The sequence below is a fragment of the Photobacterium sp. HL06 genome, assembly GCF_059552575.1.
Genome location: NZ_CM183914.1, coordinates 3,031,787 through 3,047,674 on the forward strand (window position 1 = coordinate 3,031,787; position 15,888 = coordinate 3,047,674).

Sequence of the window (15,888 nt, forward strand, 5' to 3'; positions counted from 1 at the left end):
TGAAGCGTGAAGCGTGAAGCGTGAAGCGTGAAGCGTGAAGCGTGAAGCGTGAAGCGTGAAGCGTCGCAGATTGTAGAAACAAAAAAGCGAGAGTCAACAACAACTCTCGCTTTTTCTCGCCTCTCAGAGCGAAGCGCCCTCGCTTCTTACACAAAGTGTACTTTCAACCACTCCGCTAACCGCTTGCGCGATACTTTGATCCCACCCTCGCCAATCGCCTCCGGCAAAGCAAAATAGCCAACAGGGCGTCGGAATGCGGTGACACGCGCTTCCATGTAGCTGTACAGCCCTTTCTCCAGGATTTCATCAAGTGTTTGTTCGGTATCAACCACCGCGATAGGGCGCTGGCCGAATTCACTGTCATCGACAGGCAGCACGAAGGCCTGTTTCACATCAGGGTGTGCCAGCAGCACCTTCTCGATTTCTTCAGGCTGGATATTCTCGCCACCGGAGATGAACATATTGTCAGCCCGGCCGAGAATATGCAGCTCTTCGCCATGCCAGCTACCGATGTCCTTAGTTGCGAACCATTCATCTTCAGCTACCGGGAAAATAGTCTTGTTTCGGTAATAACCGATACACAGTGTTTTACCACGAACCAGGATTTCGCCCTCTTTCAGGGTCAGTTCACGGTTGGGTAGCACGCTACCAACACCAGCACTGGCATCAGCTCGTTTGGCCGTTACCGTCGAGCCCATCTCTGTCATGCCATAGCCACACCAGCAGTTGATCCCTGCTTCCTCGGCCTGTTCGGTCAGGCTGACCGGTATTGCCGCCCCTCCCAGCAAGACTTGTTTTAGCGCCAATAACGGCGCATCAGATTGTTCCTGTGCTGCAAGCAGCCGCTGGAGCTGGGTCGGAACTAACGAGGCATGGGTGACGGTTGCCAGTGCCTTTTCGAACTGCGCTGCCTCAGCAACAACCAGCTTGGCGCCGCGGTATAACCAGCGCCAGACAATCGCCAGCCCAGAGATATGAAACAGCGGCAATGATAGCAACCAGCTATCTTGCTCATCAAAGTCCATCCACTCTAACAGCCCTGCGGCACTTGCCAGCTGGCTCTGAGCAGAATGTACCACCGCCTTCGGCTGCCCTGTAGAGCCCGAGGTCAACGTCAATGTCGCTGGACGTGTCGGCTGCCAGGTTACCGGTACCAAACGGTACTGCTGAGGCGGTAGCAGCTGCACCCTGCCATATTGCTCGAACGAGTGCTCGGTTTTGGCGGGATACCAAATAAAATCACATTGCAACTGTTCAAGTTGCAGATCCAGCTCAGACTGGCTGCTTCTTGGGTTTAATCCTACATAACGGGCACCAACCCGGAGTGTTGCCAAAATCAGCCACAGTACCTGAATCGAGTTAGGTGCAACAACGGCAATCAGCTGATCTCGTTTCACTCCCTGCTCGATAAGACCCTGGGCATAATCATCTACCCGTGCTGCGACTTCAGCCCAACTAAATGTTTGCTCACCAAAACACAAAGCGGCCGCTAACGGCCGCTTTGTTGCCCAATGTTGCCAGGGCCATGTGGCAAAGTATGATGTTACTTCTGCCATACCACCTCAAGTTCTGACAACGATGTCACTGGCAGCCCGCAATTTGGCCACGGTGTTTCAAGCTGTGCTTTAAACAGCTGCATCGTATCAAGGCCTGGGATCACAGCAGGAGTTTGCCAAGCGGCAAGACGAGCGAGCTGATTCAGGCCCAAGCTAGATTCCATGCTGGAGCTGATCACAGCCGTCAGGCCTGCCTCATGGGTTTGTGTTACCAGCTCGATACAACGCTGGACAGAGCCAACCAACGTTGGCTTGATCACAATCGCCACCACACCTGGCTCGGCTTTGACTTCAAAACCTTCGTCACGGACGGTTTCGTCCCACGCGATGTTGATACCGGTTTCCTGGGCAAATGCCAGGCTATCTGCCGGTGCTTTGCAAGGCTCTTCAAGGAATGCAATACCCGCACGGTGCTCGGGTTTCACATACTTGGCAAACTGCTGGGCTTTGAGCGGTGTCCACTTACGGTTGGCATCGAGGCGAAGCCGAATTTCAGGGATCGCCTCGATAAACATATTGGCAACCATGCCATCACGCACCGCTTCGTACATGCCCACTTTGATTTTGGCAATTTTCTCGCCCGGCATCTTGCTGAGCTCTTCAACCAGATCATCCGGATCGCCAGAGCACAATGGTGCTACCTGATAGTTACCATCAAGCGGCAAGCCACCTGCCAGCTCAAGCTCAGCCATACTCAGGCCAAACGCAACAGAAGGAAGTGCTGCGCTTAGATCAAGGGCTTCGCCCTGAGTCCAGCCTTCAAGCAGCAGCTGAGCCTGTTCACCAGCTTGCTCCGCCGTTTCCAGGCTAAACTCCGGCAACGGGGCAATTTCACCATAACCTACGGCATCACCGTCACGTAATTCAGCAATCCAGCCTTCACGGGTCACCAGACGCTGATCACGCAAGATCACCCCTGAGTCCATCGGTAGCTGGTACTGATATAATTTTGCGCTACGCATCTTTTCAGTACTCGCTTATGGGTTACGCTTGAACTTGCTAAAGTCCGGACGACGCTTCTCGTTGAACGAGTTACGACCTTCCTGACCTTCCTCGGTCATATAGAACATCATCGTCGCGTTACCAGCCAGCTCTTGCAGGCCAGCCTGGCCATCACAATCCGCGTTCAGAGCCGCCTTCAGGCAACGTAGTGCCATTGGGCTGTGCTGCAGTGTTTCACGACACCAGCGCACTGTCTCACGTTCAAGCTCTGCATAAGGGACAACGTGGTTCACAAGGCCCATATCAAGCGCTTCCTGCGCATCGTAGAAACGACACAGGAACCAAATTTCACGCGCTTTCTTCTGACCAACGATACGGGCCATGTAGGAAGCACCCCAGCCACCATCAAATGAGCCGACTTTAGGGCCAGTCTGGCCAAACTGTGCGTTATCCGCAGCAATCGTCAGATCACACATCATATGCAGTACATGGCCGCCACCCACCGCATAACCCGCCACAGCGGCAATCACCGGCTTAGGACACGTGCGGATCTGGCGCTGGAAATCCAAAACATTCAGGTGATGGGTACCTTCATTATCACGGTAGCCGCCGTAATCACCACGGATCTTCTGATCGCCACCAGAGCAGAAAGCATCTTCGCCCTGGCCGGTAAGAACAATGACACCGACCTGTTCGTCATAACGGGCATTTGCCAGCGCATCAATCATCTCTTTGACCGTCTGAGGACGAAACGCGTTACGTACTTGCGGACGGTTAATGGTGATCTTCGCGATACCATCTGCTGATTTTTCAAAAAGAATGTCTTCGTAACCTTCTGAACAATCTGTCCATTCTGCCGGTGCGTACAGTTCTTCTTCAGTCAGACCTACGGTTCTAGCCATGATTTATTCCAATCTATCTAAAAAATGAGTGACAGCCATACTGAACTCATGAGGCAGTTCAACATGGACATTATGCCCCGCTGCCGGGATGACTTTGAGATCTAATCCCGTTTCTTCAGCCAGGCACTTGAATTTGTTATCGTTCTCTCCGCATATGTAGCGAACCGGAAACGATAGTTGCTCAACCTGCTGCTTCAGCTCCGGTTGTTTGGCTAACGATGTAGCCAGTAGCATACGTGCTATAGCAGACCCAAGATTATCACTGCGCTTCTGGATCAAACTTTGTCTTTGGTCATGATTTAGTGATGAAAAAACAGGTTGCTGATACCAATCTGCCAGAACTTGCGTCATTGGCTCAGAGGTAAATCGCTGTGCCCATTTCTCATCATTTACCAACCTTGGTGCGCATTCACTATGCGGCAGGCCAAAATGGCCGCCTTCCAGCACCAATCCAACCAGTTTTGCCTGGTTCTCAGTGGCGGGAAAACTGGCATGATACATCGCTAGCCGAGCCCCCAGAGAGTAGCCGATGAGTACATAGGAGCGAATCTTGCGATGCAGCAAGGTTTGCTGGAGCTGTTGGTTCACCTGCTCAAAGCCTGCTGGTGAGAGGAGCTGGCTATGGCCATGGCCGGGTAAATCAACCGTCAGGCAGTAGTAAGACGGTGATAAACAATTCACCACCTGGCGCCAGTCACGCCCAGAACCAAGCAGGCCATGCAGAAACACCAAAGTAGGACGTTCTGACTCAGTTGCTTCACAGTGACCATAGGTTTCAGAGTAAAGTGGCATTGCTCACCTCGGCAAACAGCTCCTTCAGCAGCTCTCCACTTTGACCTGAAGGCGTTTTAATTTCAATCAAGGTCGCCCCCGGTTGCATCAGCCCTTGGCGGCAGGCCTGCTCCGCTTCTGCCAAAGAGCTAGGACACTGGTAGTCGAGTCCGAACATAGCAGCAGCGTGGCTGAACTCTAACCCGTGCGGCATTCGATAGAGCGACTCTTTTTGTGACTCCGGTACCGGCAACAAATCAAAAATCGCCCCGCCATCATTGTTGGTCACTAGCACGACAATTGGGTGGGCGGCCTGTTTCAGCAATGCCAGCGAATTGAGATCGTACAACAGCGACGTATCCCCTAATAAACACAGCAAAGGCGCTTGCCGTGCCTGCTGTACCCCAGCCGCCGTCGCAACCAGGCCATCAATCCCCGATGCGCCGCGATTGGCATAGGTTGCTGTTTGGGGTAGCTTGCCGCACATATCCAGCAAGCGAACAATCAGGCTATTGCCAAGAAACAGCTCAGTCTGCTCAGGAAGCCATTTAGCCAGGTTTGCCGCCAGGCTCACTTCATTTAAGCTGTTATCACGCGTGGCCAGTAACTCAAAGTATGCTACCGATGCCTGCTTTAGAGGATCAGCCCAGCCTTGATGAGTAGAGCTCGCAATAGCATGGCACGCAGCATAAGCCCAATCATTCACATTGGATTGAATACGTTGGCTACGACGGTGAGAAGGATCGAGCCGAACAGATAACGGGTCAACCAACCAATACTCTTGCCACTGGTGCCCAGCGATTAGCTGCGATAACCGCTTGGAAACCAAGCGGGCACCAAACTGCAATAACACCTCGGCCTGTTCAATATGCTGGCGACATTGATGATTTTGCATCCAGACATCAAATCCTGCCCAAGCACTACTTCCACCCGCCTGGGGGTCAACCAGTAATGGCCAACCTAGCTTATCGGCCAAGGCCTGAACCGAAGGCAGCTCACCCGGCGCCATCCGGCCGGCAATAATGACACCTTTTTTTTCGGTCAATTGTTGCCAAGCCACAGTATCCAGCACTACCTGCCCAGAGGCGGCCTGTTGATAGCTCGTATATGGCTGGTTATCACCCAGCCACTCATTCAACGGTGCCAAGTAGTGGGAAAAGTCTGCCCCCTCACCATACAAAGGTTCTGGATAATGGCAATTAAAATGGAGTGTGCCACCACGCAATAACTGCTGGTGCATGGCTGCATCGATAGTCGTCAGTAACCAGCCAGGGGAAATATCAAGCGTGGGTGAAGGCAAATCATGAAACTCAGTGACATGGTCTGAAAAAATGCCATGCTGGCGGATCGCCTGATTGGCCCCGCACTGAATAAGCTCGGGTGGACGATCGGACGTCAACAGCACCAGCTTTTCACCCGTTAGGCCCGCCTCAGCGACGGCAGGTAATAAATTGGCAACAGCCGTACCTGAAGTGACAACCACGGCGACAGGCTCTTGCGACGCTTTCGCTATCCCCAAAGCCAGAAAGCCCAATCCACGCTCATCAAAATGAGTATGGAGAGTGAGTTTTTCATTGCCATCCGCAGCTAGTGTCAGTGGTGTGGAACGCGATCCTGGCGCAATACAGACATGTTTCACCCCAAGCCGCGCAAGCTCCTCGAGCATTAATTCAGCCCAAAGCTTATTCAAAGCGGCCCGATATGGCGATTGGGCATTAAGCCCTGGTAACGGCATCATTCCAGCCTGAGTCATGCTGTTTTACGCTCCAGATCCAATTCTTCGGAGCCGAGCAGGCTGCATAACGTCGCGGTTTTTCGGTCCAGCTCCTTCCACTCACTATCAGCCGTTGAGCCAGGTACAATCCCAGCCCCGGCAAACAGGTGAAGCTCTTCACCCATGATCAGGGCGCTGCGGATCGCCACACAGAACTCACTACGCTGACGGCTAAGAAACCCCACCGCCCCGCTATACCAGCCGCGGGCAAACGGTTCATGCTCGGTAATAAAATCCAGCGCCTTGTCACGGGGCAAACCGGCAATCGCCGCTGTCGGCTGCAGGCTGTCTAGCAGATCGGCACTGTACACCTGTTCATTGAGCTGAGCATCGATGCTGCGTTTTAAATGCTGCACTTTACGCAAGCGGACGAGCTCCGGTGTATGAGCAACATTCATCGATTCACAACGGGGAACCAGGCGACTGACAATATCATCGACCACCAAGCGGTTTTCATAGCGGTTTTTATTGTCATCCATTAGCCACTGGGCCAATTGATTATCTTCCGATTGATCCTGTCCGCGGCCAATCGTACCCGCAAGTGCTTCGGTTTGCAGATCCCGCTCCTGGCGCAAGAACAACCGCTCGGGCGTAGAGCCGACAAAACAGTGCTTGGCATCCAGCGCCATCATAAAGTGAAAGCTGTTCATATTGCTGTTGCGGCTGGCCTTGAGCAGCTGCGCCGGGGCAACGGGGACATCTAACGTCAACGTGGTTCGGCGAGCCAGAACCACTTTTTCGAACATGTTTTGCGAAATAGCATCTAGCGCATTGCCGATCATCGTTGACCAACCAGAAAAATCAGGCGCATATGAGCGCCCCAGGATTTTACTGGTTATTTCAGGGATTTCAGTGGATTCAGGTGTCACTTGCGACAACGCCTGTAAGACCTTTTCTTTATCATCCGCCGACAGGTTTACCGCCAGCTGCCAGCTGCCGTCAAAGCGGATTACTTCCAGCAAGGGAAGAAAAAAGAAAGAAGAAAGGCAGCGACGATTTCGGTTGGTACGCCCGTCGAAAGAACGTCCACCCCAGATGCGTTGTTCATCCGACAACACTTTTTCAGCAGCCATCGGATCGGTAAAGGTTTTGATCTGGCCTAATGCCGCCACTTCTTCACGGCTATCTCGAGACTGCCAGTAGAATTTCGGAAAAAGAGGTTGCGACTCCATCCAGTCAATAAGGTCGGTATTGGCTGGCAAGTCCAGCTTCACCGTCAATCGTTGGGTTGTTTGTGTTGCTTGTTGAATTTTTTCAATTAAAGACTCAACTGCAGTTTGTAACGCGGTCAAGGTAACCTCACTCAGCTCTAAGCACCTTAGCGGCTCATCCCTGGCTGATTGTTGATATGCCAATCACTTAGCACACAGTCCTACCTTTATGTAAGTTAAATGCTTAACCACATAGTGAATTCGCCATTCTACCTCACTAAATGCAATCTGACTAATAAAGTAATGACTCAACACTAATCTTCATATCTCCTCACAACTGTTCATCATTGTTGACAGCCTAATGCCCTCTCGAGCTATCCCGTACCATGTTTCGCGTAGGAAACGATACTGGCACGAACACCTCAGCGGTAAATATTAAAGCAGATGATCATACCTTGAAAAATAGAATTTAATTACACAAAACACTCTTCTTCATGATTTTTTTCTGCAAGCTATTTATTTTATACGGATTCATAGTGTAATTTGTTGTCATTAGATAATAATTTGCGCAGGAATCTAGCAATGCACAACATCGGGATGTCATCCAAGTTAAATAATGTTTGCTACGACATACGAGGTCCCGTTCTTAAACATGCCAAACGCATGGAAGAAGAAGGCCATAAGATTTTAAAACTGAATATCGGTAACCCCGCCCCATTTGGTTTTGACGCCCCAGATGAAATTCTGGTGGATGTGATCCGTAACTTACCGACGTCACAAGGTTACTGTGATTCCAAAGGTATTTACTCGGCCCGGAAAGCTGTTGTGCAGCACTACCAGAAACGTGGCATGCTCGATATTGATGTCGAGGATGTCTATATCGGTAACGGTGTCTCTGAGCTCATCATGATGTCGATGCAGGCACTGCTGAACAATAACGATGAGATATTGGTTCCTGCTCCAGACTACCCATTATGGACAGCTGCCGTATCACTATCTGGCGGTAACCCGGTTCACTATATCTGTGATGAAGAAGCTGACTGGTATCCAGATCTGGATGATATCCGTAGCAAAATCACCCCAAATACCCGCGGTATTGTCCTGATCAACCCAAATAACCCAACAGGTGCCGTCTATAGCCGTGATTTCCTTTTGGAAGTGGTGGAAATTGCCCGCCAACACAACCTGATCATTTTTGCCGACGAAATTTACGACAAGATCCTGTATGAAGGTGCCCAGCACACCTCGATTGCCCCGCTGGCCGAAGATGTCTTCTGTGTCACCTTTAACGGCCTGTCCAAATCGTACCGGGTATGTGGTTTCCGTGCCGGGTGGATGATCCTCTCCGGGCCAAGGCACTTGGCCAAAGCCTATATCGAAGGGCTGGAGATGCTATCCTCGATGCGTCTGTGTGCCAATGTACCGATGCAGCATGCCATCCAGACAGCACTTGGCGGCTACCAGAGCATCAACGAGCTCATCTTGCCTGGCGGACGGCTGCTCGAGCAGCGCGACAAAGCCTATGACATGCTCACCTCGATCCCGGGTATTTCATGCGTGAAACCCAAAGGGGCGCTTTACCTGTTCCCGAAACTGGATCAGAAGAAATTCAATATCGTCGATGACGAGCGGATGGCACTGGACTTCCTGCAGCAAGAGAAAGTGCTGCTGGTGCATGGCACAGGCTTTAACTGGAAAAAACCCGATCACTTCCGCATTGTTACCTTGCCAAGGGTTGATGATCTCGAAATGGCCATCGGCCGCCTTGAGCGCTTCCTGCACAGTTACCGTCAATAACGGCCCCATCAATTGATCTCAAGCCTCAGTTTTACTGGGGCTTTTGTTTACCTGACCAATATTTCTGTTACCTTTAAATACATAGACCAGACTGAATAATACCCAGTCCACCTAGCCCCTAGCCGCAAAGAAGTATCGATATGGAAAAAAGTCATTTTTTTGCCCACCTAGCACGTATGAAGCTCATCCAGCGCTGGCCACTGATGCGGAGTATCTCGACTGAGAACATCTCTGAACATAGCCTTCAGGTGGCTTTTGTTGCCCATGCACTGGCGCTGATCAAGAACCGTAAATTTGGTGGCACGACCAACCCTGAACGGATTGCCCTGCTTGGTATGTTCCACGATACCAGTGAGGTGCTAACCGGTGACATGCCAACTCCTATCAAATACTACAATCCGGCTATAGCCGAAGAATACAAGAAGATTGAGCTGGCCGCAGAGCAAAAGCTGCTATCGATGCTGCCTGAAGAGTTCCAGGACGACTATGCTCCCCTGCTCGACAGCCACAAGATAAACCAGGAAGACTACGCTATCGTCAAGCAGGCCGACAGCCTGTGTGCGTACCTAAAATGCCTGGAAGAGCTTAATGCAGGCAACCACGAATTTACCCAGGCTAAAAAGCGGCTCGAGAAAACCCTTTCGGAACGAGCTAGCCCCGAAATGGAATACTTCCTCGATACATTCGTGGACAGTTTTAACCTAACGCTGGACGATATCAGTTAATGACGCAATTTATTCTCAACCCCGACTGGGAAAGCCGTAAAAGCAATGAGCAGAAGATGCGCCGCAACGATCATCGCTCAGCCTACCAGCGTGACCGCGCCCGGATCCTGCACTCCGCCGCCTTCCGGCGACTACAAGCCAAAACCCAGGTCCACGGTGCCGGGCACCATGACTTCTACCGTACCCGCCTGACCCATTCGCTGGAAGCTTCCCAGATCGGCACAGGCATTGTGGCTCAGCTTAAATTAAAACAATCCACATTCCGTGATTTACTACCATCGACCAGCCTGATGGAAAGCCTGTGCCTGGCACATGATATCGGGCATCCACCTTTTGGCCACGGTGGCGAAGTGGCACTGAATTACATGATGCGGGAACACGGCGGCTTTGAAGGCAACGCCCAGACATTTCGCATTGTGACCTTGCTCGAACCCTATACCGAACACTTCGGGATGAACCTGTCACGCCGAACCCTGCTCGGGCTACTGAAGTACCCGGCGCTGATCAGCAATACCCGGGCAACCGAGCAACCCGCCGATGTCAGCAACTTTCGACACCTCCGGGCCAAAGACTGGCATCCTGCCAAAGGCGTTTATAACGATGACAGTGACACCTTTGACTGGGCCCTCGGACTATTATCTACACACGACAGATCCCTGTTCCGCCAGATGCGCCATGAACGCACTAACAAGACCGAACACCTGAAAACACGCTTCAAGTCTCTCGACTGTTCGATCATGGAGCTGGCCGATGATATAGCCTACGGTGTCCATGATCTGGAAGATGCCATTGTAATGGGTATTGTTACCCGCGAGCAGTGGCACGAAGCTGTCGCCAGCAAACTGGCCGACTGTGGCGAACCTTGGCTGGAAGAGCGCATTGGTAAGCTCAGCGAACAATTATTTGGTACCCACCACCAGCGCAAAGATGCCATCGGGGCAATGGTCAATGCCCTGCTGACTTCGATTCATATCGCACCAGCAATTCAAAACGGTATCGACAGCTTCGACGAGCCCTTGTTGCAGTGGAACGCCATCCTATCCGAACCCATGGAGCGGGTACTGGAAGTACTAAAACAGTTTGTCAGTGATTACGTGGTGAAAAAGCCGGAGATCCAGCTGCTCGAATACAAAGGGCAGCAACTGGTGATGGAACTGTTTGAAGCCTTTGCCTCCGATCCGGAGCGCCTGCTTCCGGCCAATACCCGCGAGCGCTGGGAGCTGGCAGTCAACAATGGCGAAAATGCCCACCGGATCATTGCTGACTACATCTCTGGGATGACCGATGGCTTTGCCCAGCGGCTGTATAGCTCCCTGTTCCAGCCGACAGCCGCGATTGGAGTTGGGAGCGAGGGGCATGGGTTTTAAGAGCGGAAACTAGAGCCTGGGGTCTGGTTCCTAGGGGAAGAGCCTAAGAGAAATACAAGCTTTTTGCTCCTCCTAGAAACTAGGGTCTAGGAACTCGTACTTTTTTTAACGATAGTTTTTCTCGAAAACCCCCTCCGGCATATGCTGGATTTGGTATTCAATCATCTGGTTGAAAGCATCTATCAAAGGCGTGAATTTATTCTCGCCTTCCAGTGCCGACAAAGCCAGAAAACCGGCCTCCACCGTCGAAACGCCCTGTGCTTTGGGTGATTTTCGTATCCGGTAGTTTCCCTGCTCTACATTATCCAGGTTTACTGTTGGCAGGGCATGCAGGTTGCTCGAAAGCTGCCACATCTTGTAGGCTTTTTTCCAGGTACCGTCGAGCAAGATCAGGGTACGTTGTTTGTCTTTGCCAGGCGTTTTTTCCACCAGCCGGGATACGGGCACTGAGCTCTCCCCCGGGTATACCAGATAGGCTTCGCGCTGGGGATCTTGAAGCAATGCATTGAGCTCATCGTGATGAGAGAAGTCCTCACCAACCCACAATCGGGCATTCGGCAATGACAGTGTCAGAATGCGCGCCGTACCAATTGCACGCTTTACCTCTGACGGGTGTTGTAAAATCCACAGTTCAGTTTTAGCATCAAGAACTTGGATCCAGCGGCAAATGCAGGCTTTTTTTGCCTTGCCGCACTGTTCACAATATCGACTCATCGAGGTGACCTTGTCTATTCGTACCTATATTATTATTGCCATCACGCTTTTATTCATCGCACAGTGGCCAGCCATCCAATACTGGCTAGCCTGGGACCGCAGTGCAATTCTCGATGGCGAAGTATGGCGGATCCTAACAGGAAACCTCACCCATACCAATTGGCCGCATATGATAATGAATACCTTGGCGCTGGCAATCATCTCGTTCATTTTCCGGGGGCACTTTTCAGCTCGCCCGTATACCTTGCTGTTGCTGGCATTGGCTGGCGTGGTTGGCCTTGGGATCATTGCTACCGACATTCAGTGGTATGCCGGACTATCTGGCGTTCTTCACGGTCTATTTGGCTGGGGGGCGGTAAAAGATATTCAAACCAAACAAAAAGGCGGATGGTTATTGTTACTTGGACTCATCGGCAAAATTACCTCAGAACAGTATTTCGGCGGTTCGGCAAGTTCAGAAGCACTCATTGGGGCCCGGGTAGCCATTGAGGCCCATTTGGCCGGCGCGCTTGCCGGGATAGTCTTTGCTACTACCCCGACAGTATTTAAAAAATATTACAATAAAACAGTCAGTTAATTTTGACGCAGTCATTCCTACCAATCTAAATGAGAATCATTGTTGACACCACCCCTCTTTAAGTTGCATCATGAATGCAACTTAAGACAGTGACAACATGTACTGCCCTATTAACACAGATACCCAATAGAGAGGTTGATGATGAGCCACCTTCGAATTCCTGCTAACTGGACAGTACAACGTTCAACCCCCTTCTTTACAAAGGAGAATGTCCCTGCCGCTTTGCTATCACACCACAACACCGCAGAGGGTGTATTTGGGCAGCTCTGCGTAATGGAAGGAACAGTCACCTATTACGGTTTCGCTAATGGTGATGCCACCGAGCCTGAAGTCAAAGTGATCATCAATGCCGGTCAGTTTGCGACTAGCCCACCGCAGTACTGGCACCGCATTGAGCTATCTGATGATGCGCAATTCAACATTAATTTTTGGTCAGAGAAAGATAAAAAAGACCACCCGCTATTCAACACAAAGAAATAGCATTGAACAGAAAACCTAAAGAAGGGAAAGGGACTATATTTAGCCAAGGACGGCATCAAACAACATTTAAACATGATGGCGCAGGCACTTTAAGCCGTTACCTCTCGCAATTAACCGCAGTAAATTATGAAGAAGAACTACACACCTCTCTTCTTCAATCAAATAGATATATCTTCAGAGCTTAATACGCTCGCGGTTCTTGGCAACTGTCGACGTTCCAATCCCTTTCACTTTTGCCAAATCATCAGCCGTCGCGAACAGTCCATTCGCATTTCGAAATTCAATGATATTGGCCGCTTTGTCCGGCCCTACACCTATCAATAGCTTATCCAGCTCTTCTGCATTTGCCGTATTGATGTTAACAGTGATCTCTATGCCTTCATGCTGATCGCCACTGGCATGCCCTATGGACGTAAAACACAGAGCAGCAATCAGTACGACCGTATGTAAAAGTATTTTCAAACCAAACCTCCTTCGATGAGGCACCCTAAAAGGAATATTGTGATGCCATTGGGTAAATAAGCATAACGGGGGAGTGGAGTCGGTAAACCAGAATTGAAAATAAATAGGCAAAAAAACAACGGGCCGCACAATGGCGGCCCGATAACTAATCGATCAATTACAATTAGTTTGCAGATGCATCCAAAGTTGGATAGCTAACGTCTGCCGTATTGCGCAGAACTTCTAGGGTAGCCATCACATCCTGTTGCGCATTCATCTGCTCAACCTGAGTGGCCAGTTGGCTATCTGAAGCAACCTGCTCAACATCCGCCTCAATCACTTCATCCAGGGCAATGATCAATACATTACCTGCCATGTCGCGGGTCATACCGTATACAACTTTACCTTCAACAGGCTTGGCCAGACCAAAAGCAACCTGGGCAATCATGCGATCTGAACCTGAGCGGCTAATAGTTTGCGCGTCAGAGAAGCTCAGGGCTTCTGTTTCCAGGATCTCTGTATTACCTTCACGAAGGGCGGTGATAACCTCGTCAGCTTTCGCCTGTGCCGCTTGCTCGCCCTGCTGGGCTGCTAGCTGCTGCTTAACTGATGCTGATACCTCATCAAACGGAAGCACCATCTCGTCACGAGAGTCTTCTACACGCACCACAACGACATGCTCAGGGGCAATCTCAATGACATCAGAGTTCAGGCCGTCTTCGCGAACTTCAGGACTAAATACCGCCTGCATAACGGCAGGGTTAGCCAGAATGCCTGGGGCATCGTTCTGAGAGAAGAAGTCTGTTGACTGAACGTCTGCATTCACAGCCGCTGCAGCATCATCTAACGAGTCAGGCATTTCAAACGCCGTTTCTGCCAGCTGAGTCTGCAGGTCATAGAACTCTTCTGCTGCACGCTGCTCACGTAGCTCAGCAATGATGTCATCACGCACTTCGGCAAATGGCTTCACCTGAGACTCTTTGACATCATCAAGCTTAATGATGTGGTAACCAAATGAAGACTGGACAACAGCAGAAGTTTCACCCTTGTTCAGCGCATAAGCGGCATCTTCAAAAGCAGGATCCATTACACCACGCTCAAACCAGTCCAGCTTACCGCCATCTTTGGCACTGAAGGTATCATCAGACGATGACTGGGCCAGCTGGGCAAAGTCAGCACCATCGTTAAGCTGAGCCAGCAATTCTTCAGCTTTCGCTTTGGCATCGCTGCTGTCGCCCTGGGTCAGGATATGACTCACCTGGCGCTGCTCCGCGGTACCATACTTAGTCAGGTTCTCTTCAAAATAAGCTTTCGCATCAGCGTCAGAGATTTCCAGCGTTGTTTTCAGGCCTTCACCTGATAGCTCAATGTAAGCCACTTTGACCTGATCAGGACGAGTAAACATCTGTGGGTTCTGCTCGTAAAAAGCCTGGATATCTTCAGCAGAAACGTCAGCTTTTTTCTGGAAATCAGCCACATCCAGCGTCAGGTTACGAATAACACGCTGCTGCTTTTCAAGCTTGGTCAGTGCCGCCAATTCATTGCTCAATGCAAAGTCACTGCCCTGGAGGGCCGCAAGGAACTGCTGGCGTAGCATGTCGGTACGCATAGATTCAGCAAACATCTCCGGCGAGAAGCCCGAGCGGCGTAACAAGGTATTGTAAACCTCGTTATCAAACTTGCCGTCACGCTGGAATTCAGGCATTGAAACAATCGCGTTGCGGATTTGCTCATCGCTAATGCGCAGGCCAAGCTCTCTGGCACGCTGTTCAATCAGTACATCATTGACCATGCGATCAAGCACACTACGACGGAACTGCTGCACATAAGCCGGATCTCCCATCAGCGTAGTGAAGTAGTCGCCTAGCTGCGACTGCATGCGGTTACGCTCATTCTGGTAAGCTTGCTCAAACTCACGCTGACTGATTTCTCGATCATCAATCTTTGCGGCAGCCTGCTGACTGCCACCGGCTAGGTAGCTGCCAACACCGGCAAAGACAAAAGAAAAAATAATTAAGCCAAGAATAATCTTAACCCAAATGCTGCTAGCGCCTTCGCGCATTCGCTCCATCATAATCTGCCGTATCTCCTACTTATTCGATCTGGCACGGTGTTGTGAAGAATGCCTTCGTCTGCCTAACAGTAGCTGCTAGGCACTGAAAAATTTCACACTGATACAAAGTAAAAAAAGCGCATCAACCCGATGCGCCCTCATTTCATGCCAAGTTGTCAGTAATTCTGACAACCCGCATCGATGTTTGTTCAAAACAAACAGCGGGCTTATGCCCACTATTAGTTTACAGAATCCTTAAGCGCTTTACCTGCTTTGAAGCCAGGTACTTTTGCTGCTGCAATCTGGATTTCTTCACCTGTCTGTGGGTTGCGGCCAGTACGAGCTGAACGTTCACGTACAGAGAATGTACCAAAGCCAACTAGTGCAACCTGATCACCTGTTTTCAAGGTGTCTGAAACAGCGTCAATGAATGCATCCAGGGCACGGCCTGCTGACGCTTTTGAAATATCTGCATTTTCAGCAATTTTATCAACTAACTGAGTTTTGTTCACGATTTCATCCCCTCTATGAACCTTGTCCGCAAGCAACCTTGTCAACAAGCATTAAACTTGTAACGGACAAAAAAATTGTATCAGGCCTAATTATATCAGCACAGAATACCTGAGATACGGGTAAGT

General features: G+C 50.6%; 15 protein-coding genes. 5 read left to right on the plus strand and 10 right to left on the minus strand.

Annotated features, from left to right (window positions below; translation table 11 throughout):
* Window positions 1–146: 146 nt before the first annotated feature.
* The 6 genes from menE to AC51G0_RS13745 are packed head-to-tail and all read right to left on the minus strand — an operon-like array spanning window position 147 to window position 7,237.
* Window positions 147–1,556 carry an o-succinylbenzoate--CoA ligase gene (gene menE / locus AC51G0_RS13720; protein WP_496299164.1) on the minus strand — a complete coding sequence of 470 codons (1,410 nt, stop codon included), beginning with the start codon at window positions 1,554–1,556 and terminating at the stop codon, window positions 147–149.
* Window positions 1,544–2,518: an o-succinylbenzoate synthase gene (gene menC, locus AC51G0_RS13725; RefSeq protein WP_496299166.1), complete on the minus strand. Its 975-nt coding sequence runs from the start codon at window positions 2,516–2,518 to the stop codon at window positions 1,544–1,546. Before menC ends, menE begins: the two co-directional genes overlap by 13 nt.
* Before the next feature lie 15 nt (window positions 2,519–2,533).
* Complete coding sequence (gene menB, locus AC51G0_RS13730; protein ID WP_496299167.1) at window positions 2,534–3,400, minus strand: 1,4-dihydroxy-2-naphthoyl-CoA synthase; 867 nt, start codon at window positions 3,398–3,400, stop codon at window positions 2,534–2,536.
* A 3-nt stretch (window positions 3,401–3,403) separates the two neighbouring features.
* Window positions 3,404–4,192: a 2-succinyl-6-hydroxy-2,4-cyclohexadiene-1-carboxylate synthase gene (gene menH / locus AC51G0_RS13735; RefSeq protein WP_496299169.1), complete on the minus strand. Its 789-nt coding sequence runs from the start codon at window positions 4,190–4,192 to the stop codon at window positions 3,404–3,406.
* The gene (gene menD / locus AC51G0_RS13740) at window positions 4,176–5,924 is read right to left on the minus strand and encodes a 2-succinyl-5-enolpyruvyl-6-hydroxy-3-cyclohexene-1-carboxylic-acid synthase (protein ID WP_496299170.1); all 1,749 of its coding nucleotides are present in this window, start codon (window positions 5,922–5,924) and stop codon (window positions 4,176–4,178) included. Before menD ends, menH begins: the two co-directional genes overlap by 17 nt.
* Window positions 5,921–7,237 carry an isochorismate synthase gene (locus AC51G0_RS13745; protein ID WP_496299171.1) on the minus strand — a complete coding sequence of 439 codons (1,317 nt, stop codon included), beginning with the start codon at window positions 7,235–7,237 and terminating at the stop codon, window positions 5,921–5,923. Before AC51G0_RS13745 ends, menD begins: the two co-directional genes overlap by 4 nt.
* Before the next feature lie 441 nt (window positions 7,238–7,678).
* Here AC51G0_RS13745 and AC51G0_RS13750 point away from each other — a divergent pair, with 441 nt between their 5' ends.
* From AC51G0_RS13750 to AC51G0_RS13760, 3 genes are all read left to right on the plus strand, one after another.
* Window positions 7,679–8,893 carry a pyridoxal phosphate-dependent aminotransferase gene (locus AC51G0_RS13750; RefSeq protein WP_496299172.1) on the plus strand — a complete coding sequence of 405 codons (1,215 nt, stop codon included), beginning with the start codon at window positions 7,679–7,681 and terminating at the stop codon, window positions 8,891–8,893.
* A 140-nt stretch (window positions 8,894–9,033) separates the two neighbouring features.
* Window positions 9,034–9,618 (plus strand): 5'-deoxynucleotidase, encoded by a 585-nt coding sequence (gene yfbR / locus AC51G0_RS13755; protein ID WP_496299174.1) that lies wholly within the window; start codon window positions 9,034–9,036, stop codon window positions 9,616–9,618.
* A complete protein-coding gene (locus tag AC51G0_RS13760) occupies window positions 9,618–10,985 on the plus strand; it encodes an anti-phage deoxyguanosine triphosphatase (protein ID WP_496299175.1) in 1,368 nt (455 codons plus the stop codon). Before yfbR ends, AC51G0_RS13760 begins: the two co-directional genes overlap by 1 nt.
* A 105-nt stretch (window positions 10,986–11,090) precedes the next feature.
* Here AC51G0_RS13760 and AC51G0_RS13765 read toward each other — a convergent pair whose 3' ends face one another.
* On the minus strand, window positions 11,091–11,699 hold the full coding sequence (locus AC51G0_RS13765) for a tRNA-uridine aminocarboxypropyltransferase (protein WP_496299176.1): 609 nt from the start codon (window positions 11,697–11,699) through the stop codon (window positions 11,091–11,093).
* Window positions 11,700–11,709: 10 nt separating this feature from the next.
* Between AC51G0_RS13765 and rrtA the strand changes: the two genes are divergently transcribed.
* Together rrtA and AC51G0_RS13775 are read left to right on the plus strand one after the other, a co-directional pair.
* The gene (gene rrtA, locus AC51G0_RS13770) at window positions 11,710–12,276 is read left to right on the plus strand and encodes a rhombosortase (protein WP_496299178.1); all 567 of its coding nucleotides are present in this window, start codon (window positions 11,710–11,712) and stop codon (window positions 12,274–12,276) included.
* A 141-nt stretch (window positions 12,277–12,417) separates the two neighbouring features.
* A complete protein-coding gene (locus AC51G0_RS13775; RefSeq protein WP_496301953.1) occupies window positions 12,418–12,756 on the plus strand; it encodes a TehB family protein in 339 nt (112 codons plus the stop codon).
* Between the two features lie 174 nt (window positions 12,757–12,930).
* Here the strand turns inward: AC51G0_RS13775 and AC51G0_RS13780 are convergent, their stop codons facing one another.
* From AC51G0_RS13780 to hupB, 3 genes are all read right to left on the minus strand, one after another.
* The gene (locus AC51G0_RS13780) at window positions 12,931–13,191 is read right to left on the minus strand and encodes a ComEA family DNA-binding protein (RefSeq protein ID WP_496301954.1); all 261 of its coding nucleotides are present in this window, start codon (window positions 13,189–13,191) and stop codon (window positions 12,931–12,933) included.
* Between the two features lie 190 nt (window positions 13,192–13,381).
* A complete protein-coding gene (gene ppiD, locus AC51G0_RS13785; protein ID WP_496299180.1) occupies window positions 13,382–15,271 on the minus strand; it encodes a peptidylprolyl isomerase in 1,890 nt (629 codons plus the stop codon).
* Window positions 15,272–15,489: 218 nt separating this feature from the next.
* Window positions 15,490–15,762 carry a nucleoid-associated protein HU-beta gene (gene hupB / locus AC51G0_RS13790; protein WP_496299181.1) on the minus strand — a complete coding sequence of 91 codons (273 nt, stop codon included), beginning with the start codon at window positions 15,760–15,762 and terminating at the stop codon, window positions 15,490–15,492.
* Window positions 15,763–15,888 lie beyond the last annotated feature (126 nt).